The 18,287-nt window shown below is 53.8% G+C and carries 18 protein-coding genes; 8 read left to right on the forward strand and 10 right to left on the reverse strand.

The genetic code is table 11. The features are described from left to right. Positions 1–83: 83 nt before the first annotated feature. From acrA to maa, 5 genes are all read left to right on the forward strand, one after another. Positions 84–1,277 carry a multidrug efflux RND transporter periplasmic adaptor subunit AcrA gene (acrA, locus tag AC007G_RS03370; RefSeq protein WP_032689203.1) on the forward strand — a complete coding sequence of 398 codons (1,194 nt, stop codon included), beginning with the start codon at positions 84–86 and terminating at the stop codon, positions 1,275–1,277. A gap of 22 nt (positions 1,278–1,299) precedes the next feature. Next, the gene (acrB, locus tag AC007G_RS03375; protein WP_032689204.1) at positions 1,300–4,446 is read left to right on the forward strand and encodes a multidrug efflux RND transporter permease subunit AcrB; all 3,147 of its coding nucleotides are present in this window, start codon (positions 1,300–1,302) and stop codon (positions 4,444–4,446) included. Between the two features lie 526 nt (positions 4,447–4,972). Then, positions 4,973–5,347 (forward strand): Hha toxicity modulator TomB, encoded by a 375-nt coding sequence (tomB, locus tag AC007G_RS03380; RefSeq protein ID WP_004858785.1) that lies wholly within the window; start codon positions 4,973–4,975, stop codon positions 5,345–5,347. 26 nt (positions 5,348–5,373) lie between these two features. Continuing rightward, positions 5,374–5,592, forward strand: coding sequence for an HHA domain-containing protein (locus AC007G_RS03385; RefSeq protein WP_004858783.1), 219 nt, complete (start codon positions 5,374–5,376; stop codon positions 5,590–5,592). A gap of 151 nt (positions 5,593–5,743) precedes the next feature. Next, positions 5,744–6,310 carry a maltose O-acetyltransferase gene (gene maa, locus AC007G_RS03390; RefSeq protein WP_032689205.1) on the forward strand — a complete coding sequence of 189 codons (567 nt, stop codon included), beginning with the start codon at positions 5,744–5,746 and terminating at the stop codon, positions 6,308–6,310. On the opposite strand, the gene AC007G_RS03395 is transcribed toward maa, so the two are convergent. Then, positions 6,282–6,416: a hypothetical protein gene (locus AC007G_RS03395; RefSeq protein ID WP_223306663.1), complete on the reverse strand. Its 135-nt coding sequence runs from the start codon at positions 6,414–6,416 to the stop codon at positions 6,282–6,284. The two genes, maa and AC007G_RS03395, sit on opposite strands and share 29 nt — an antisense overlap. Between AC007G_RS03395 and AC007G_RS03400 the strand changes: the two genes are divergently transcribed. Then, positions 6,410–6,880, forward strand: coding sequence for a YlaC family protein (locus tag AC007G_RS03400; RefSeq protein WP_004858780.1), 471 nt, complete (start codon positions 6,410–6,412; stop codon positions 6,878–6,880). The genes AC007G_RS03395 and AC007G_RS03400 overlap by 7 nt on opposite strands. Here the strand turns inward: AC007G_RS03400 and pdxR are convergent. Further along, the gene (gene pdxR / locus AC007G_RS03405; protein ID WP_131063994.1) at positions 6,855–8,306 is read right to left on the reverse strand and encodes a MocR-like pyridoxine biosynthesis transcription factor PdxR; all 1,452 of its coding nucleotides are present in this window, start codon (positions 8,304–8,306) and stop codon (positions 6,855–6,857) included. The genes AC007G_RS03400 and pdxR overlap by 26 nt on opposite strands. 101 nt (positions 8,307–8,407) lie before the next feature. On the opposite strand from pdxR, the gene AC007G_RS03410 reads away from it, so the two are divergent. Beyond that, entirely contained in the window at positions 8,408–9,118 is a 711-nt protein-coding gene (locus AC007G_RS03410) for a GNAT family N-acetyltransferase (protein WP_032700681.1), read from the forward strand. Here AC007G_RS03410 and ykgO read toward each other — a convergent pair. The 3 genes from ykgO to AC007G_RS03425 all read right to left on the reverse strand — a co-directional run bounded on the left by ykgO (position 9,115) and on the right by AC007G_RS03425 (position 10,709). Then, a complete protein-coding gene (ykgO, locus tag AC007G_RS03415) occupies positions 9,115–9,255 on the reverse strand; it encodes a type B 50S ribosomal protein L36 (protein ID WP_003859006.1) in 141 nt (46 codons plus the stop codon). The genes AC007G_RS03410 and ykgO overlap by 4 nt on opposite strands. A gap of 2 nt (positions 9,256–9,257) precedes the next feature. Further along, on the reverse strand, positions 9,258–9,518 hold the full coding sequence (locus AC007G_RS03420) for a type B 50S ribosomal protein L31 (RefSeq protein WP_032689208.1): 261 nt from the start codon (positions 9,516–9,518) through the stop codon (positions 9,258–9,260). A gap of 117 nt (positions 9,519–9,635) precedes the next feature. Further along, positions 9,636–10,709 (reverse strand): LacI family DNA-binding transcriptional regulator, encoded by a 1,074-nt coding sequence (locus AC007G_RS03425; protein WP_032689209.1) that lies wholly within the window; start codon positions 10,707–10,709, stop codon positions 9,636–9,638. A 269-nt stretch (positions 10,710–10,978) separates the two neighbouring features. Here AC007G_RS03425 and AC007G_RS03430 point away from each other — a divergent pair, with 269 nt between their 5' ends. Then, positions 10,979–12,250, forward strand: a complete 1,272-nt coding sequence (locus AC007G_RS03430; protein WP_032689210.1) for a maltoporin — start codon at positions 10,979–10,981, stop codon at positions 12,248–12,250. A 140-nt stretch (positions 12,251–12,390) separates the two neighbouring features. On the opposite strand, the gene AC007G_RS03435 is transcribed toward AC007G_RS03430, so the two are convergent. From AC007G_RS03435 to AC007G_RS03455, 5 genes are all read right to left on the reverse strand, one after another. Beyond that, the gene (locus AC007G_RS03435; RefSeq protein WP_004858774.1) at positions 12,391–12,705 is read right to left on the reverse strand and encodes a PTS sugar transporter subunit IIB; all 315 of its coding nucleotides are present in this window, start codon (positions 12,703–12,705) and stop codon (positions 12,391–12,393) included. A gap of 69 nt (positions 12,706–12,774) precedes the next feature. Continuing rightward, a complete protein-coding gene (locus tag AC007G_RS03440) occupies positions 12,775–14,832 on the reverse strand; it encodes a beta-galactosidase (protein WP_032700682.1) in 2,058 nt (685 codons plus the stop codon). 31 nt (positions 14,833–14,863) lie between these two features. Beyond that, positions 14,864–16,066: a glycoside hydrolase family 53 protein gene (locus AC007G_RS03445; protein ID WP_142630451.1), complete on the reverse strand. Its 1,203-nt coding sequence runs from the start codon at positions 16,064–16,066 to the stop codon at positions 14,864–14,866. Between the two features lie 4 nt (positions 16,067–16,070). Then, positions 16,071–16,922 carry a sugar ABC transporter permease gene (locus AC007G_RS03450; RefSeq protein WP_004858771.1) on the reverse strand — a complete coding sequence of 284 codons (852 nt, stop codon included), beginning with the start codon at positions 16,920–16,922 and terminating at the stop codon, positions 16,071–16,073. A gap of 10 nt (positions 16,923–16,932) precedes the next feature. Next, positions 16,933–18,240 (reverse strand): carbohydrate ABC transporter permease, encoded by a 1,308-nt coding sequence (locus AC007G_RS03455; protein WP_142630453.1) that lies wholly within the window; start codon positions 18,238–18,240, stop codon positions 16,933–16,935. Positions 18,241–18,287 lie beyond the last annotated feature (47 nt).

Here is an 18,287-nt window from a genome sequence, read left to right on the forward strand (position 1 = left end):
ATGACCATAATAGAAACACAGTAGTGGGTTTGTGGTCGTTTGAGCCACTGAACAATTTGAAATTGGACACTCGAGGTTTACATATGAACAAAAACAGAGGGTTAACGCCTCTGGCGGTCGTTCTGATGCTCTCAGGCAGCTTAGCGCTAACAGGATGTGACGACAAACCGGCTCAGCAAGGAGCCCAGCATATGCCGGAAGTCGGTATTGTGACGCTCAAATCCGCACCTCTGCAAATCACCACTGAGCTACCGGGCCGCACCAGCGCCTACCGTGTTGCAGAAGTCCGTCCTCAGGTAAGTGGCATTATTCTGAAACGTAACTTTACGGAAGGTAGTGACATCCAGGCTGGCGTGTCCCTTTATCAGATCGATCCGGCAACTTACCAGGCCAGCTATGAAAGCGCAAAAGGCGACTTAGCCAAAGCACAGGCGGCGGCTAATATCGCGCAGCTGACGGTTAAACGTTATCAGAAACTGCTCGGCACCAAATACATCAGTCAACAGGATTATGATACTGCCGTCGCCGACGCGCAGCAGAGCAACGCTGCGGTTGTGGCCGCGAAAGCCGCTGTGGAAACGGCGCGTATTAACCTGGCTTATACCAAAGTGACTTCACCTATCAGCGGGCGAATTGGTAAATCCGCCGTGACCGAAGGTGCGCTGGTGCAGAATGGTCAGGCTACTGCGCTGGCAACCGTTCAGCAGCTGGACCCTATCTATGTTGATGTGACCCAGTCGAGTAACGATTTCCTGCGTCTTAAACAAGAGCTGGCAAACGGAACGCTGAAACAAGAAAACGGCAAAGCCAAAGTCGAACTGGTTACCAACGATGGGCTGAAGTATCCGCAGGGCGGTACGCTGGAATTCTCTGATGTCACCGTTGACCAGACCACCGGCTCTATCACTTTACGCGCCATCTTCCCGAACCCGGATCACACCCTGTTACCTGGGATGTTCGTCCGCGCGCGTCTGCAGGAAGGGACTAACCCGGATGCACTGCTGGTTCCACAGCAGGGCGTAACCCGCACGCCGCGTGGTGATGCCAGCGTGATGGTTGTCGGTGAAGGCGATAAGGTCGAAGTTCGTCAGGTCACGGCAACGCAGGCGATTGGTGATAAGTGGCTGGTCACCAGCGGAGTGAAATCCGGCGATCGCGTAATTGTCTCCGGACTACAAAAAGTCAAACCAGGCGTGCAGGTTAAAGCGCAGGAAGTAGCCTCTGACGATCAACAGCAAGTTGCCAGCAACGCTCAGTCAGAACAAACCAAGTCTTAACTTAAACAGGAGCCGTTAAGACATGCCTAATTTCTTTATCGATCGCCCCATATTCGCATGGGTGATCGCCATAATCATCATGCTTGCCGGGGGATTGTCGATCCTGAAGCTGCCTGTCGCGCAATATCCAACGATTGCGCCACCGGCGGTCTCGATCACCGCAACCTACCCTGGCGCTGATGCAAAAACGGTGCAGGATACCGTGACGCAGGTTATCGAACAGAACATGAACGGTATCGATAACCTGATGTACATGTCCTCCAACAGTGACTCAACCGGTACGGTACAGATTACCCTGACCTTCCAGTCTGGTACGGATGCGGACATCGCGCAGGTACAGGTGCAGAACAAACTGCAGCTCGCCATGCCGCTGCTGCCGCAGGAAGTACAGCAACAGGGCGTGAGCGTGGAGAAATCCTCCAGCAGCTTCCTGATGGTTGTCGGCGTTATCAACACCAACGGCACCATGACGCAGGAGGATATCTCCGACTACGTTGGCGCCAACATGAAAGATGCGATCAGCCGTACGTCCGGTGTGGGTGACGTTCAGCTGTTTGGTTCCCAGTACGCGATGCGTATCTGGATGGATCCGAACAAACTGAACAACTACCAGCTGACGCCGGTCGATGTGATCAGCGCGATTAAAGCCCAGAACGCCCAGGTAGCAGCCGGTCAGTTAGGCGGTACGCCGCCGGTGAAAGGCCAGCAGCTGAACGCCTCTATCATCGCGCAGACCCGTCTGAAATCCGCTGACGAATTCAGCAATATTCTGCTGAAAGTGAACCAGGACGGTTCGCAAGTTCGTCTGCGTGACGTGGCGAAAGTTGAGCTTGGCGGTGAAAACTATGACATCGTCGCGAAGTTTAATAACCAGCCGGCTTCCGGTCTGGGTATCAAACTGGCAACCGGCGCCAACGCCCTGGATACGGCTAACGCCATTCGCGCCGAGCTGGCGAAAATGGAGCCGTACTTCCCGTCAGGCCTGAAGATTGTTTACCCGTATGACACCACGCCGTTCGTGAAAATCTCGATTCATGAAGTGGTTAAAACGCTGGTCGAAGCGATCATCCTGGTCTTCCTGGTGATGTACTTGTTCCTGCAGAACTTCCGCGCCACGTTGATTCCAACCATCGCGGTACCGGTAGTCTTGCTGGGTACATTCGCCATCCTTGCCATTTTTGGCTTCTCGATAAACACCCTGACCATGTTTGGTATGGTGCTGGCGATAGGCCTGCTCGTCGATGACGCCATCGTGGTGGTGGAAAACGTCGAGCGTGTCATGGCGGAAGAAGGTCTGCCGCCGAAGGAAGCAACCCGTAAATCCATGGGTCAGATTCAGGGCGCACTGGTCGGTATCGCGATGGTGCTTTCTGCGGTATTTATCCCGATGGCCTTCTTCGGGGGTTCAACGGGTGCGATTTATCGTCAGTTCTCCATCACCATCGTTTCGGCGATGGCGCTGTCGGTGCTGGTTGCATTAATCCTGACCCCGGCGCTGTGCGCCACGATGCTGAAACCTATCGCTAAAGGCGGTCATGGCGAGCACAAAGGCTTCTTTGGCTGGTTTAACCGCATGTTCGATAAGAGCACGCACCATTACACCGATAGCGTAGGTAACATTCTGCGTAGTACCGGTCGTTACCTGGTGCTGTATCTGATCATCGTCGTCGGAATGGCCTGGCTGTTTGTCCGTCTGCCGAGCTCGTTCCTGCCCGATGAAGATCAGGGCGTATTCCTGAGCATGGCGCAGCTTCCTGCCGGTGCTACCCAGGAACGTACGCAGAAAGTGCTGGATGAGATGACGGACTACTACCTCACCAAAGAGAAAGCCAACGTCGAATCCGTGTTCGCCGTTAACGGCTTTGGCTTCGCGGGTCGTGGTCAGAACACCGGTATTGCATTCGTTTCTCTGAAAGACTGGAGCGAACGTCCGGGCAGCGAGAACAAGGTTGAAGCGATTACCGGTCGTGCGATGGCCCGTTTCTCGCAGATTAAAGATGCGATGGTCTTCGCCTTTAACCTGCCGGCTATCGTTGAACTGGGTACCGCAACCGGCTTTGACTTCCAGCTGATCGACCAGGGCGGTCTGGGTCATGAAAAACTGACGCAGGCACGTAACCAGCTGTTTGGTGAAGTGGCGAAGCACCCTGACCTGCTGGTCGGCGTTCGTCCGAACGGCCTGGAAGATACGCCGCAGTTCAAGGTGGATATCGACCAGGAGAAAGCGCAGGCGTTAGGCGTTTCTATCAGCGACATCAATACCACGCTGGGCGCAGCCTGGGGCGGTAGCTACGTCAATGACTTCATCGACCGCGGTCGCGTGAAGAAAGTCTACGTCATGTCCGAAGCGAAATACCGTATGCTGCCGGAAGATATTGGCAACTGGTATGTTCGCGGTAGCGATGGACAGATGGTGCCGTTCTCAGCCTTCTCCACCTCACACTGGGAGTATGGTTCGCCGCGTCTGGAACGCTATAACGGTCTGCCGTCGATGGAGATCCTCGGTCAGGCGGCTCCGGGCAGAAGTACCGGTGAAGCGATGACGATGATGGAAGAGCTGGCCAAAAAACTGCCTACGGGGATTGGCTATGACTGGACCGGTATGTCCTATCAGGAACGTCTGTCCGGTAACCAGGCGCCAGCGCTGTATGCCATCTCGCTGATCGTGGTATTCCTGTGTCTGGCGGCGCTGTATGAAAGTTGGTCGATACCGTTCTCCGTTATGCTGGTTGTCCCACTGGGGGTTATCGGCGCACTGCTGGCGGCAACGTTCCGTGGTCTGACGAACGACGTTTACTTCCAGGTCGGCCTGCTGACCACCATCGGCCTGTCGGCGAAGAACGCGATACTTATCGTAGAATTCGCCAAAGACCTGATGGATAAAGAAGGCAAGGGTCTGATTGAAGCGACCCTGGAAGCGGTACGTATGCGTCTGCGTCCAATCCTGATGACCTCACTGGCGTTTATCCTCGGGGTTATGCCGCTGGTCATTAGCTCCGGCGCAGGTTCCGGCGCGCAGAACGCCGTAGGTACCGGCGTCATGGGCGGTATGGTGACGGCAACGGTTCTGGCTATCTTCTTTGTTCCGGTCTTCTTTGTGGTGGTTCGCCGCCGCTTCGGCAAGAAATCGGAAGACATTGAGCACAGCCATCCGACTGAGCATCATTAATCTCTCCACCGAGGGCCGCGTTAGCGGCCCTTTTTTTCGTCTGCGCCCTGCCCGCTTCAGGATTCGTTGAGGAAATTTTCCGGATAGCGTATATTGAAACGCACGCATTGCTACGGTTTACTTTGCATCCTGATATACAATTTCTGGCGATAAGCTTTTACTTTGTTTTTATCAGATTATTCTTTTCCCGGTTTACCCTTATCTTAACTAAGAATATTCTTACCCCTGGTGTTATCCGGGTTTGAGATCTGGTGCCATAGAAAAGAGCATGCTAAATCAATGATCCATAAGCTTTGCTTTCGTAGAGTCACAACATTGATTGCCCTGGCATAATAAGTTCAGATATTTTTAAGATAAATTAACGGTGATAATTGTAATTTTTCGTAATAGCACGGTGAAATCTTTTTGAGAGTGGATTATAGTTAAAACAACAGGATTACAATGTATGTGTCAGGTCTGTTAGTCGTGTTCATCCCACAACGGTGCTTGTTAGTCGTCGTTTAAACCACTAAAAAGGGGATGCGTTATGGACGAATACTCGCCAAAAAGACATGATATCGCGCAGCTTCGATTTCTTTGCGAAACCCTGTATCATGACTGCCTTGCAAACCTGGAAGAGAGTAACCACGGGTGGGTGAATGACCCGACGTCGGCTATCAATCTTCAACTTAATGAATTGATCGAACACATAGCCACGTTCGCGCTTAATTATAAAATTAAGTATGCTGAGGATAATAAACTGATCGCTCAGCTGGACGAATACCTGGATGACACTTTTATGTTGTTCAGCAGTTATGGCATTAACACGGCCGATCTACAGAAATGGCGCAAATCGGGAAATCGGTTATTCCGATGTTTTGTCAACGCCAGCCGGGAAAATCCGGCAAGTCTTTCTTGTTAGTATTATTACAATCAAAAGGTGAAGTTATGTCTGGTGAACCATTAACCAAAACAGACTATTTGATGCGCTTACGTCGCTGTCAGACAATTGATACGCTGGAACGCGTAATTGAAAAAAACAAATATGAACTTTCAGATAACGAACTGGCTGTATTTTACTCAGCGGCCGATCACCGTCTTGCTGAATTGACCATGAATAAACTCTACGACAAAATCCCGACATCGGTGTGGAAGTTCATTCGCTAATTCATTTCACCTGTCAGTCAGACGGTTAACCGGGTCCTCCCCTGCCTTGGGTATAATTGTGATATTACTCGCATAAGTCACCAAAGTGCGCTCGTGAAACCGGTTTCTTTTTTATACTGTGACGCCTACCTACCTTAATCAGGAAAGCATCATGAGTGAAGAGAAACGTAAAATGATCGCCGGTGAACTGTATCAGGCCGGTGATGCCACGCTACGGGCAGACCGCCTGCGCGCCAGGCAATTGCTGCATCGCTATAACCATTCGGCTCCGGACGAGCGCGAATGGCGGAAAATATGTCTGACGGAACTGTTTGGCCGGGCAAGCGATGCTTATATTGAACCCACTTTCCGCTGTGATTATGGTTACAATATTTTCCTCGGCACCAATTTCTACGCAAACTTTGATTGCGTGATGCTTGATGTCTGTCCGATTCACATCGGTGATAATTGCATGCTGGCGCCCGGCGTCCATATCTATACCGCCACACATCCATTAGATGCCGCCGAACGCAACAGCGGCAAAGAATACGGTAAACCCGTTACTATCGGCCACAATGTGTGGATTGGCGGTCGGGCGGTCATTAATCCCGGGCTGACGATCGGCGATAATGCCGTCATTGCATCCGGTGCCGTAGTCGTGAAAGATGTTCCGGCCAATGCTGTGGTCGGTGGCAACCCGGCACAAATCATTAAGATGCTGACAGCGGAAAAAGCGTAACTGTTATGCTTTTCTGCAACTGATCTGTTACTTTCCCGAGAGATTCCCGCAACATAAAATAGCCTTCAGGCTGAGCCTTAGCAGAATTCGGGGACCAAGATGACAGAAATACAGCAACTGCTGACCAACACGATTGATGAGCTCAATGTGAAAGAGAAGCGCGACAACCGTCCGCGCTTTAGTATCAGTTTTATTCGCAATCATCCGTGGCTGTTCGTAGCAATGTACGCCGCGTTCCTGGCGACGTTCGTGGTCATGCTGACATCGGAAACGTTGGCCGATTCGGTTTGGCTACTGGTGGTTCTGTTCGCCCTGTTAAACGGCTTCTTCTTTTTTGACGTCTACCCGCGCTACCGCTACGAAGATATCGATGTCCTGGATTTTCGCGTTTGCTACAACGGGGAGTGGTACAACACGCGATACGTCCCTCAGCAGCTGATCGAGCGCATTATGCAGTCCCCCCGCGTGGCCGGCGAGCAGAAAACCCAGCTACAAAAAATGGTGGCGACCAAAGGTGAACTCTCGTTCTACGATATCTTCAGCCTCACCCGCGTCGATACCGCTCAATAAGACGATTCAACGTCCGCACCGCAGGGCCAAAATGCGAAGCGGACGTATTGCCATATCCCAGCACCAGCCCGCTTCGCGCGCGTCGAGTATCAAGGTAAAAGCGGCTTAATGCCGCCGGTGCTTGTTGATACTGTCGCGCCTGCTCCACCACCGCCCCATCGTCTATCCCGTCAATGGCCACCGTCAGGTGCAGTCCGCCCTCGCCACCGAGAATAGCAAAAGGTTGCGTCAGCTCCGCCGCCAGCACCTCGTGGAGCTGCTGCTGCCGCCGGCAATACAAGCGCCGCATCGCCGCCAGATGACGCGCATAATGCCCCTCTTCGATAAACAACGCCAGCGCTCGCTGCTCAGCCCGGTGCCCCCCGCGCAGCAGCGATCCCACGAATCCCTGAGCGGCTTGCGCCAGGGCGGGAGGCATCACCACGAAACCAATGCGCAGCGCCGGAAACAGCGTCTTGCTGAAGGTGCCGATATAGACCACCGGCGCCTGCTTCATCATCCCTGACATGGCCGGAACAGGTTCACCGCTGTAGCGAAACTCGCTGTCGTAATCATCTTCAACGATCCATGCATCATGCTGGCGGGCATATTCCAGCAGCGCCAGACGCCTGCCTGCGCTCATCACCGCGCCACAGGGATACTGATGCGAAGGAGAGGTAAAAATCAGCCGTGGCGGCGGGTTATTGTCCAAGTCCGGACGCATCCCTTCACCGTCAACCGGCATCCCTTTTATCTGTAACCCGGCTTTCATAAATACGCTCTTCGCGCCGGGATATCCTGGCTCTTCAACCCATACGGTGTCACCCGCCACGCTCAGCAGATGGGTACACAGGTTGACCCCTTCGAGCGCGCCTTCGGTGATCACGATTTGCCGGGCGTCGCAGCGGATCCCGCGAGATAACGCCAGATGGCGGACAATCGCTTCCCGCAGCGCGAGTTCTCCCGCCGCCTCTCCGTAACCCAGCAGCGCGCTGCCCTCATCACGCAGCACCTTGTCGAGCAGCCGCCGCCAGAGCGGTAAAGGAAAATAGTTAATCGCCGGCGTGCCGGGAGTGAATGCCAGCGTCGGCGAATCGCGACGGGTGCCGGGAGGTAGTGCGAGCAGCCGCTCCGGCAGCGCAATGGTCAGCGGTAGCCCCTCTCGCTCACCGGAGGCGATCAGCGTCGCCACATGCGTTCCCTGACGACTGCGCTGCAGGTAGCCTTCCATGGCCAGCTGCTCTAGCGCCCCGTTGATCGTATTACGCGACAGATTGAGCCGCGTGGCGATAGCTCGTGAACCCGGCAGCCGGCTACCGCCTGCCAGCGCCCCTTGCAAAATCGCCTCGCGCAGCGCGCGATACAGCGTGCGCTGAAGGGTTTCATGACCTCGCCGGGACAAGGTGTGGTCCAGTAGTGTGAAGAAGGCATCATCAGGAATATTCATCGCGGCTCCTCGTGGCACCATCAAAACATACCCTGATGGCTCTTTTTATGGAACCAGTAAAACTTTAGTCTCACTGCATTCCCCCCAGATAAGGAGCCTCCATGCATCAACATAATTCGTTCGGACAACCCGTTGGCCAGGCGCTGCCCGACTGGCAGCCGCGCCCGTTTCCGCAACGTCAAATTCTACAGGGACGTGACTGCCGCCTGGAGCCACTGACTTCCGCTCACGCCAGCGCGCTCTTTGCCGCACATCAGCTGGCCCCGGATACCCGGAGCTGGACGTGGTTATTGCGCGAACCGGACAGCTGCGTGGAGACGTTCAGCACCTGGATAGCCAGCGTGGAAAAGCTCAGCGATCCTCTCCATTTCGCCGTAGTGGATGAACGGACCCAACAGCCCGTCGGCTCCCTGGCGCTGATGCGTATCGATGCCCAAAATGGCGTGATCGAAGTCGGACACGTGCACTTCTCGCCGCTGCTCAGTCGGACCGCAATGGCGACGGAAGCCCAGTGGCTTCTCATGCGCTATGTCTTCGACACGCTCGGCTATCGCCGCTATGAGTGGAAATGTAATAGCCTGAACGAACCTTCGCGCCGGGCGGCGCAACGATTGGGATTTCATTTTGAGGGGCGGTTTCGTCAGGCGTTAGTAATAAAGGGCCACAACCGCGATACCGACTGGTTTTCGATAATCGACAGCGAGTGGCCGCTGATTGATAAGGCGATGCAACGATGGCTGGCCACCGGGAACTTTAGCCCCGATGGTCAGCAGCGTGCCACGCTGGAGAGCTTCCGCGCATCGGCAGTTTAGCGTCTCTTCTTGCGTCCCTGTACGGCTTTAAAGCGAGGATTGCTTTTGCAGATAACGTACAGCCGCCCTTTGCGTTTCACAATCTGACAGTCAGGGTGGCGCTGTTTCGCACTGCGCAACGAGTTGAGTACCTGCATTCTTAGTTCCTTTTAGCATCAATAAAGCCGCCGAAGCGCTGGCGGAAACGTGCAGTGCTGCCTTCGCTGTTGAGGGCTTTCTGCTTACCGGTGTAATACGGGTGCGATTTGGACGACACATCGAGGGTGACATAAGGATAGGTCACCCCATCCAGTTCAATCACGCGCTCGGTCTTGATTGTCGAGCCCACTTTAAAATATTCATTCACGCTGGTGTCATGGAACACAACGGTACGATAATGCGGATGGATATTGTCTTTCATGATAACCTCAATAGATATGTTATAACATAACAATAAGGTTACGCCGCAAAAAGACAAAGATCAACCATGAGAAGCTCGGGGATGAAAAATCGAGCGGCGCAAACCGCCCGTGAGAGATTAAGGATTCAGTTGATGAGCAAGCGCTCGCAGCTGTTCTGCAATGGCCTGTAGGTCTTTCCCCTGCTCCGTTTTTGGCCCGGTGGAATGACGCACTACCAGCCGGGCTGGCAGGATTGAAGAGGTATGCGAGGTTTCGCTATCGCCGCTATCAAGAATACGGCGTACGGCCTCTTTCCCCTGTAAATCCAGATCCAGCGACACGGTCGTCAGCGCCGGGTAGAAGAATGAGCTTTCATACGTATCATCGTAGCCAATTACCGACTTCTCACCGGGAATCGGCACCTGATGCTGGTGAAACGCGCTCAGTACCCCCAGCGCCATCTGGTCATTCCCCACCAGCACCGCCGTAAATTTCGGCGTCTCACGCAGCATCTGCAGCGCGCCCGCATAGCCGCTCTGCGCGTCCCAGTTACCGCGAATCACCGTCACCGGCTGTAGCCCGTACCCTGCCAGCGTCTCTATCCAGCTCTTCAGGCGCAATTTTGCCGAGACGGAGCTTTCCGGCCCGGCCAGCAGCGCAATCTCCCGATGGCCCATTTCATACAGATATTTGACGCTCGCGCGGGTGCCGTCAGCCGGATTAAACGAAACGTTAAACACGGAGCTGTAGGGATCGACATCGAGAAAGAGACAAACGATATCATCGTTGTCAGCCGCGATTTTCTGGGCCTGTTCGGTTTCCAGAGGCACGTTGATGATCACCTTATCAACCAGCTGGGACTTCAGCTCATTGATGGATTCCTGAATACTTTGATTGACGCTCTCATCAATCATAGAAATTAACACCTGATAACCTTCCACATTCGCATAGCGTTTTACCGCTGCGGCGACCTGAGAAGGCGCGTGCAACGACAGTGAAATCGTCACCAGACCGACGGTCCGACTTTGCTTGCCCACCAGCTGTTGAGCCAGGCGGTTAGGGACATACCGCAACAGCTCAATGGATTTCTCCACCTTACGACGCGTGGCCTCGGATACATTAGCAGATTTATTGAGCACCCTGGACACGGTCTGATAGGAGACGCCTGCATGACGCGCGACATCTTCTAAGGTTGCGCTTTTCGACTTCATGGTCCGGTTCCTTATGTTGTTATCCCTGGATTGTAACAGGGGCCATTTAAAAAAACGCGCCCTGCAACGTTACCATGCTAAAAAATGACAATAAAAGTATTACGCTCACAATACATCAAATTGTGAATGGACTCACTAACCGTAACAAATTGCGCCATTTTATTTGCAGTTAATCACACTATCACGATCATTAAATTGCCTGAAATTACGTTTAGGCATTTCATGACATCGTTAATGTGAACGTAATACAAAACAATAAGAGGATAGACATGAACACTACGCTGCGCACAGTCTCTGTTGCGTTGGCCGCCGCGCTGATTTCACCATCCGTGCTCGCGGCTTCCGCCTCTGTTCCTGGAATTGATTTTCATGGTTATATGCGTGCCGGGGTTGGGGTCTCCGGGGATGGCAGTCTGGCCGAATGGCAAAAAAACAAAATTGGTCGTCTGGGTAACGAATCCGATACCTATGGCGAGCTGGAGTTGGGTTCTGAGGTGTATAAGAAGGATGACGTCAGCTTCTATCTCGATAGCATGGTCAGCATGGTCTCTGACGGTTCTAACGATAACGAAACCACCCTCAATGACGACGCGCAGTTTGGCCTGCGTCAGCTGAACCTGCAAATTAAGGGCCTGATCCCCGGCGATCCTAACGCGGTAATTTGGGGCGGCAAGCGCTACTACCAGCGCCACGATCTGCACATCATTGATACCAAATACTGGAACATCTCCGGTTCCGGCGCCGGGATCGAAAACTATAGCTTAGGCCCAGGCGCCGTTTCACTTGCCTGGATCCGCGGTGACGCAAACGACGTCGATTACCGCGTCGATGGCGACAGCAACGTCAATATCAACTATGTCGATCTGCGCTATGCGGGCTGGAAACCGTGGTCCGGCGCCTGGACCGAATTTGGTATCGACTACGCAATGCCTAACACCACCAAAAAACAGGATAGCTACGGTGGGCTGTACGATGCCGATAACGGCGTGATGCTGACCGGTGAAATCAGCCAGGATATGCTGGGCGGCTACAACAAGTTGGTTCTGCAGTATGCAAATAAAGGGCTGGCGCAGAACATGGTCTCCCAGGGCGGCGGTTGGTACGACATGTGGAACTATGTCAACGATGCCACCGGCTATCGCGTGATCAACACCGGTCTGATTCCGATTACCGACAAATTCTCGATTAACCATGTGCTGACCTGGGGCTCCGCCGACGACATCACCGACTATACCAACAAAACGCGCTTACTCTCTCTGGTCGCACGCGGACAGTATCAGTTCACCGAGTATGTCCGTTTGATTGGCGAAGTCGGCGGTTTCTACCAGAAAGACAGCTATAAGAACAATACCGACTACAAACAAGCCGGCGAGAAATACACCATTGCGCTGGGTCTGGCCGATGGCCCGGACTTTATGTCACGCCCGGAATTACGTATTTTTGCCTCCTATCTCAATGATTCCGAGAATGGCAAACCGTTTGAAGATCAAACCGCCAGCAATACGTGGAACTTCGGTGTTCAGGTCGAAGCCTGGTGGTAAAAGTATTTTTGTTATCTGAACGTGTTTTATCTCCAGCTGTAAGGTCGTAATTACCCTCCGGTAATGATTATTGCCATTGTTGCCTTTGTCTTGTTTTCGGGATAACTCTATATGGAGTTATCCCTTTTTATTTATTACTTTTATTTCCGGCTAGTAAAATGCTCATCTAATAGTTGACGCAGGGTGTCAGACTGCTTGCCGAAAATAGCGTGAACCTGTTGCCCGAGAATAATTACGCCCAGCGCCCCTTGCTGCTGTAACGCCTGAGAATCGACAATCGCCAGATTATTAACCGTGACCCGCAAACGCGTAATACAGGCGTCGACATTAACAATATTCCCCTCCCCACCAAACGCCTGAATGAGATCCTGTAGCTGTTGCTTTTCAACATCACTTAACGGCACCGGTTGGCGAGGCTGGGCGAAATAATGCAGAAAGGATTTTAAACTGACCATCATGCACTCCTGATAATATCAAGGTAAAAAAAAGCCTGCTCGCAGGAGCAGGCTCAGATAACGCAGTGATTAGGCTTTACGACTGAGAATACGGCAGTCCCACGCCGTTAAGGTCAACGGCGCGCTAATGGCCGCGCCGGATAGACTGTCCTGATAACCCTGCGGCAGGTTTACGCTGTGCTGCTGCGCGCTGTAGTTCTGCAAGAAAACATAGGTCGTTTCGCCGTCGGTGCGTGCCGTGGCGACCACGCCCGGCGGAAGCTCACTCTCTATCGCCCGCGGTAAGGCCAGCTCCCGGCTGATGACCGCGAAGAGATCGCGCTGGAAAGCCAGGTCGTTGCGTGATGCGACATGCCATGCCTTCCCCTTGCCAAAATGATTCACCGTAACCGCCGGGCGGCCGGCGTAGAAATCATCACGATAGGTTGCCAGCGGTCGGGCGCTTTCGGCATGAATCAGCTCGCACAGATGGCGTACCTGATACGGCCCCTGTAACCCGCCTTCATTGCCTGCCAGCCCCTGAACCAGATTGCGCTCGCCGTCATTCAGACAATCAATCTCCTCCGCCCAAATGCCCAGCAGGTTGCGCAGAGGCCCCGGGAAACCGCCAAGATGACAAAGATCGGACTCATTAACGATTCCCGTCCAGTAGGTAGTCACCAGATGGCCTCCGCCGGCGACAAACGCTTCGGCACGCCCGGCAAAGCCGTCGCGAACCATATACAGCATCGGGGCGATAACCAGCTGGTAGGCGCTCAGGTCACCATCGGCATCGATGATATCGACCGCAATACCCTGCTCCCAGAATGGCCGGTAATGTTCATTAACGGTATTTTCATACTCCATACCGAGATTACGCGGGCCCTGCGCATCATCCAGCGCCCAGCGGTTTTGCTGGTCAAAGATAATTGCCACTTTGGCATCGGTACGACAGCCAACCACGCCAGGCAGGCGACTGAGCATCTCACCCAGCCGGCTCACTTCGCGGCCGACGCGGGTATCCAGATGACCGACGTGGTCAATAACCGCACCGTGGAATTTCTCCACCGAGCCACGGCTCTTACGCCACTGGAAATACTGAACAGAGTCTGCGCCGTGGGCGACAGCCTGCATTGAGGAGAGAATATGCATCCCCGGCTTTTTCAATTTACTGGTCGGCTGCCAGTTGGTGGCGCTCGGCGTTGATTCCATCAACACAAACGGCTTGCCGCCTTTCAGGCTGCGCATCATGTCATGGTACATCGCGGTATAGCAGGCCAGCGTGGTTTCATCTTTGTCGCGATGCCACATCGGATAGCTATCCCAGGAGATGAAATCCAGCGCCTGCGCCAGCTGCCAGTAGTCGTAATCGTAGAAATACTCCATGAAGTTGGTTGTCACCGGCAGGTCAGCATTCGCCGCCTTCAGCGGGGCAATCTCATGGCGGCAGAAGTCGGTGACCTGCGCCGTGTTGAAGCGACGCCAGTCGAGGTTCAGCCCGTGAATGGACACTTCCCCCTGCGGTGCCGGTGATTCAATCTGCGACCAGTCACTGTAGGTGTGGCTCCAGAAGGTGCTCCACCAGGCGTGATTGAGGTTTTCCAGCGTCTGGTAGCGCGCTCTCAGCCAGTCGCGAAACCGCGCCTGACAGCGTTCACAATGGCAATCTCCGCCATATTCGTTGGAAATATGCCAGCCGAGCACCGCCGGATGCTGCGCGTAGCGTTCCGCAAGCAGGCTGTTGATTTTAAAAACCTTCTCCCGATAAACCGGTGACGTCATACAGTGGTTATGCCGTCCGCCGTGCAGCGCCGGTACCCGGTCGCGTCCCACCCGCAGCACCTGCGGATAGGCCTGCGACAGCCAGGCCGGGCGCGCGCCGCTTGGCGTAGCCAGAAACACGTGAATACCGGCGGCAAACAGCTTATCCAGAATGCTGTCCAGCCAGCCAAATTCAAATACGCCTTCCTGAGGTTCAAGTTTGGCCCAGCTGAAAATCCCCACCGACATGACATTGCATTTAGCCTGCTGCATCATGGCAATATCTTGATCGATAATACCGGGATAATTCTCCCACTGCTCCGGGTTATAGTCAGCGCCATGCAATAATGCATTGACCTTCGGACTCAAAGGCGCAAATTTATTCATAATAAACATCCTGAAGTGTAAAACTTAACGATTAATTAAAGACTTTCGCTGAAGGTAATACTTTTCCCTGGCAATCAAACAACGCCTGATTTTCCCGGGCATTACCCTGTTTCCATTCATCGTGGATATATTTCATGCCCGCTGGCGTGGCCCAGGTATTTCCCGGCACGGCAATCCAGGTCGGTTCCCAATAAAAAATACCTTTCCCGCGCTGGTCGGGAACATCGGCAACGGCCTGCATTAAATCGTGAATATAATTATATTGTCCCTGTACCGTGGCCGGATAACCGCCCTCTTTTTCTTCTTTGGCCTGGAAACTGTTTTCTGCGCTATCGCAATTTTCCAGGGTATAGGCATAGGCGGCCTCCACGACTATCACATCTTTGTTATAGCGCCGGCTGATATCATCCATATTCGCTTTCAGCGCACCGATCGGGCCGTTCCAGTAGGTGTACATCGACAGGCCGATGATGTCGTACGGTACGTTGTGCTTGCTGATTTCATCAAACCACCAGCGGAAGGTATCGTTCTTCGTACCTTCAGCCAGATGAAGCATGATTTTCACCTGTTCGCCATTCTTCAGATTCTCTTTCAGACCGTCGATGGCCGCATTCAGCAGACCCGCCAGACGGTCAAATTCGCCGCCGCCCTGCCCCCAGCTTTTGCCTTCCGGCCACAGCATGCCCCCGTTGATCTCATTGCCAATCTGCACCATATCCGGCAGAACGCCTTCCTGCTTAAAGCGGGCGATGGTGTCACGGGTGTAGTCGTGGATAGTCGTTTTCAGCTGCGGATAATCCATTTTTTCCCAGGCCTTCGGCTTGAACTGCTTACCCGGATCAGTCCAGAAATCGCTGTAGTGGAAATCCAGCAGTAGCTTCATGCCCTGCGCTTTTGCCCGCTTCGCCAGCGCCAGCGTTGCCGCCAGATCGTTATCACCGCCGCCGTAGCCCTGACCCTGCGCATCTTTCGGGTCAACCCACAGGCGCAGGCGGACATAGTTCACGCCATCGGCTTTCAAAATGGCGATCGGATCCTGCAGCTGGTTGTTGTGGTTATAAAACTTTGCCCCGTGCTTTTCCGCATCCAGCAGCGTGGAGATATCTGCGCCTTTAATAAAATCCGCAGGCATCGCGCGAAATGCGCGCGTTTGCAGCGCCTCGGCAGCCAGAGCAGAAGGGGAAAAACTGCATGCCAGACAAACAGCAAGCAACGCGGGTGTTAATCTTTTCATGGGGTTATCCTTTTGTACTGCCAGAGGTCAGGCCGGAAACAAAGTATTTTTGTAATGCCAGGTAGAGAATCGCGACCGGAACGGCAATCAGCACCGCGCCTGCCGCGTAGGTGGTGTAGCTGGCGCCCATTTTTTGCGCGACCAGGTTGTACAGGCCGATCGGCAGCGTGTATTTGTCCGGCGTACGCAGGATGGTGCTCGACAAAATAAAATCGCCCAGCGGACCGGTAAATGAAAACAGCGCCACCACCGCGAGAATCGGTTTTGACAGCGGCATGATTATCTCGAAGAAGATACGGAAGCTGCTGGCGCCGTCCATTCTTGCCGACTCATCCAGATCTTTCGGGATCGCGTCGAGATAGCCCTTCATCAGCCAGGTATTCATCGGGATCATGCCGCCAACGTAGATCAGCACCAGCGCCAGATGGCTGTTGATCAGCCCCAGCAGCTGCGAGAGCACGAAGATCGCAATCAGCGCAGAAAACTGCGGGATCATCTGCAACAGCAGGAACAACATCAGCCCGTTCTGCCGCCCTTTAAAGCGAAAGCGGGAAAAGGCGTAGGCGGTAAAACTGACGCTGATTAAAGTCAGCACCATGGTCATGAAGCTGATTTTCATCGAGTTCCAGTACCAGGTCAGGTAGTTCACATTGCCGTTGAACAAGTCGGCATAGTGCTGGAATGACAGGTTCTCCGGAATAATCGAGGTGCTGAGCAGGCTGTTTCCGGCATTCAGCGACGCGCCGACGGTCCAGACCAGCGGATAGATAATCACCACCGAGACCAGGATAACAATCAGCCAGGTGAGTGACAGGCGAATCCACTTTTCGCGTTTAATACTGGGTGATTTAGCCATGTTGCTTCCCTTACGCCATGTCGTCGTTTTTGAAGGATTTGGTGGCGCGGAACTGCCACAGTGCCAGGCCGACGACAAAAATCGACAGCAGGATAGTAATGGTCGCCGCAATGGCATATTGCGAAGACGACATCGTCAGTTTGTAGATCCACGACACCAGAATATCCGTCCCGCCGGCGTTCGAACCGGCGACCGCTGGCCCGCCGTTGTTGAACAGGTAAATGATGTTGAAGTTGTTAAAGTTGAAGGTGTACTGGGTGATAATGATCGGCGCGATCGAGTACAGCACCAGCGGCAGCGTAATGGTCCGCAGGCAGGTAAACGCGCTGGCTCCGTCCATGGTCGCGGCTTCATAAAGGTCGTCAGGAATCGCCTGCAGCACGCCGGTGGTCATGGCGAAGACAAACGGGAAGCCCAGCCAGGTTTGCATCATGATCAGCGCAGTTTTCGTCCAGAACGGATCGGTCAGCCACGCCTTCGGGCCAATGCCGAAGAACGACAGAATCGCGTTGTTGATCACCCCAAACGAGTCGTTAAACATCCCCGCAAACACCAGGATAGTGACAAAACCCGGAACCGCCCACGGCAGGATAAAAATGGTGCGAATCATCGGTTTAAAGCGCAGATCTTTCTGGTTCACCAGGATTGCCAGCAGCACACCGACGGTGCATTGCAGGGTCGTCGCCAGCAGCGTCCACACCACCGTCCACTGCAGCACGTCAAAGAAGGTCGAGCGCCAGATAGAGAGCGTGAAAATATTGATAAAGTTTTTAAAACCCACCCAATCCACCAGCTTCGCCGGCGGCGTGTGGTAGAGGTTGTAGTTGGTGAACGCGATGGCAAAGCCAAAGAGAATCGGGAAGATGACGACGAACACCAGCAGAATAAAGCCGGGGCTGATCATCAGATAGGGAAACCCCTGGTTCAACAGCATCTGATACTGTTTGCGCACGCTGTTCAGCGCCACGCCTTCATCGCGCTTTTTGCCGTTAACCCAGGCATCGCGCAGCGAAAGAGAGTAAATGAGCAGGCCGAAAGCGACGATCAGCACGCTGATGATCCCTTCCGCCAACAGGAAAATGGAGTTATCCCGCGGGACTTCCTCACCCAGGGTGTAGAGCCCCCACAGTCCTTCTTGCAGGAAGTCATAAAAAACGCCCATGAAACTGCTCAGCAGAACCAGGAAGACAAGCCCCTTCAGCCACTGGCGATGATAAAACTGGCCAAAACCCGGCACGACAGCCAGCAGCAGGCCGCACCACGCATGACGACCTGCGCCGCGCGACTCGGCAATATTTTCGCTGGGATTGATAATCACACACCACTCCTTCTGAAAACGGGAGGTCCTCCTCCCGCTTTTTTACA

The organism is Klebsiella sp. CSG-1 (genome assembly GCF_056521145.1).

Bases quoted from the DNA above. Each gene is read 5' to 3' on its own strand.
- pdxR (WP_131063994.1), bottom strand. From the start codon at position 8,306: ATGAATATTCCTGATGATGCCTTCTTCACACTACTGGACCACACCTTG.
- AC007G_RS03410 (WP_032700681.1), top strand. From the start codon at position 8,408: ATGCATCAACATAATTCGTTCGGACAACCCGTTGGCCAGGCGCTGCCC.
- AC007G_RS03385 (WP_004858783.1), top strand. From the start codon at position 5,374: ATGTCTGGTGAACCATTAACCAAAACAGACTATTTGATGCGCTTACGT.
- AC007G_RS03435 (WP_004858774.1), bottom strand. From the start codon at position 12,705: ATGGTCAGTTTAAAATCCTTTCTGCATTATTTCGCCCAGCCTCGCCAA.
- AC007G_RS03425 (WP_032689209.1), bottom strand. From the start codon at position 10,709: ATGAAGTCGAAAAGCGCAACCTTAGAAGATGTCGCGCGTCATGCAGGC.
- AC007G_RS03400 (WP_004858780.1), top strand. From the start codon at position 6,410: ATGACAGAAATACAGCAACTGCTGACCAACACGATTGATGAGCTCAAT.
- AC007G_RS03450 (WP_004858771.1), bottom strand. From the start codon at position 16,922: ATGGCTAAATCACCCAGTATTAAACGCGAAAAGTGGATTCGCCTGTCA.
- AC007G_RS03445 (WP_142630451.1), bottom strand. From the start codon at position 16,066: ATGAAAAGATTAACACCCGCGTTGCTTGCTGTTTGTCTGGCATGCAGT.
- maa (WP_032689205.1), top strand. From the start codon at position 5,744: ATGAGTGAAGAGAAACGTAAAATGATCGCCGGTGAACTGTATCAGGCC.
- ykgO (WP_003859006.1), bottom strand. From the start codon at position 9,255: ATGCAGGTACTCAACTCGTTGCGCAGTGCGAAACAGCGCCACCCTGAC.
- AC007G_RS03430 (WP_032689210.1), top strand. From the start codon at position 10,979: ATGAACACTACGCTGCGCACAGTCTCTGTTGCGTTGGCCGCCGCGCTG.
- AC007G_RS03420 (WP_032689208.1), bottom strand. From the start codon at position 9,518: ATGAAAGACAATATCCATCCGCATTATCGTACCGTTGTGTTCCATGAC.
- AC007G_RS03440 (WP_032700682.1), bottom strand. From the start codon at position 14,832: ATGAATAAATTTGCGCCTTTGAGTCCGAAGGTCAATGCATTATTGCAT.
- tomB (WP_004858785.1), top strand. From the start codon at position 4,973: ATGGACGAATACTCGCCAAAAAGACATGATATCGCGCAGCTTCGATTT.
- acrB (WP_032689204.1), top strand. From the start codon at position 1,300: ATGCCTAATTTCTTTATCGATCGCCCCATATTCGCATGGGTGATCGCC.
- acrA (WP_032689203.1), top strand. From the start codon at position 84: ATGAACAAAAACAGAGGGTTAACGCCTCTGGCGGTCGTTCTGATGCTC.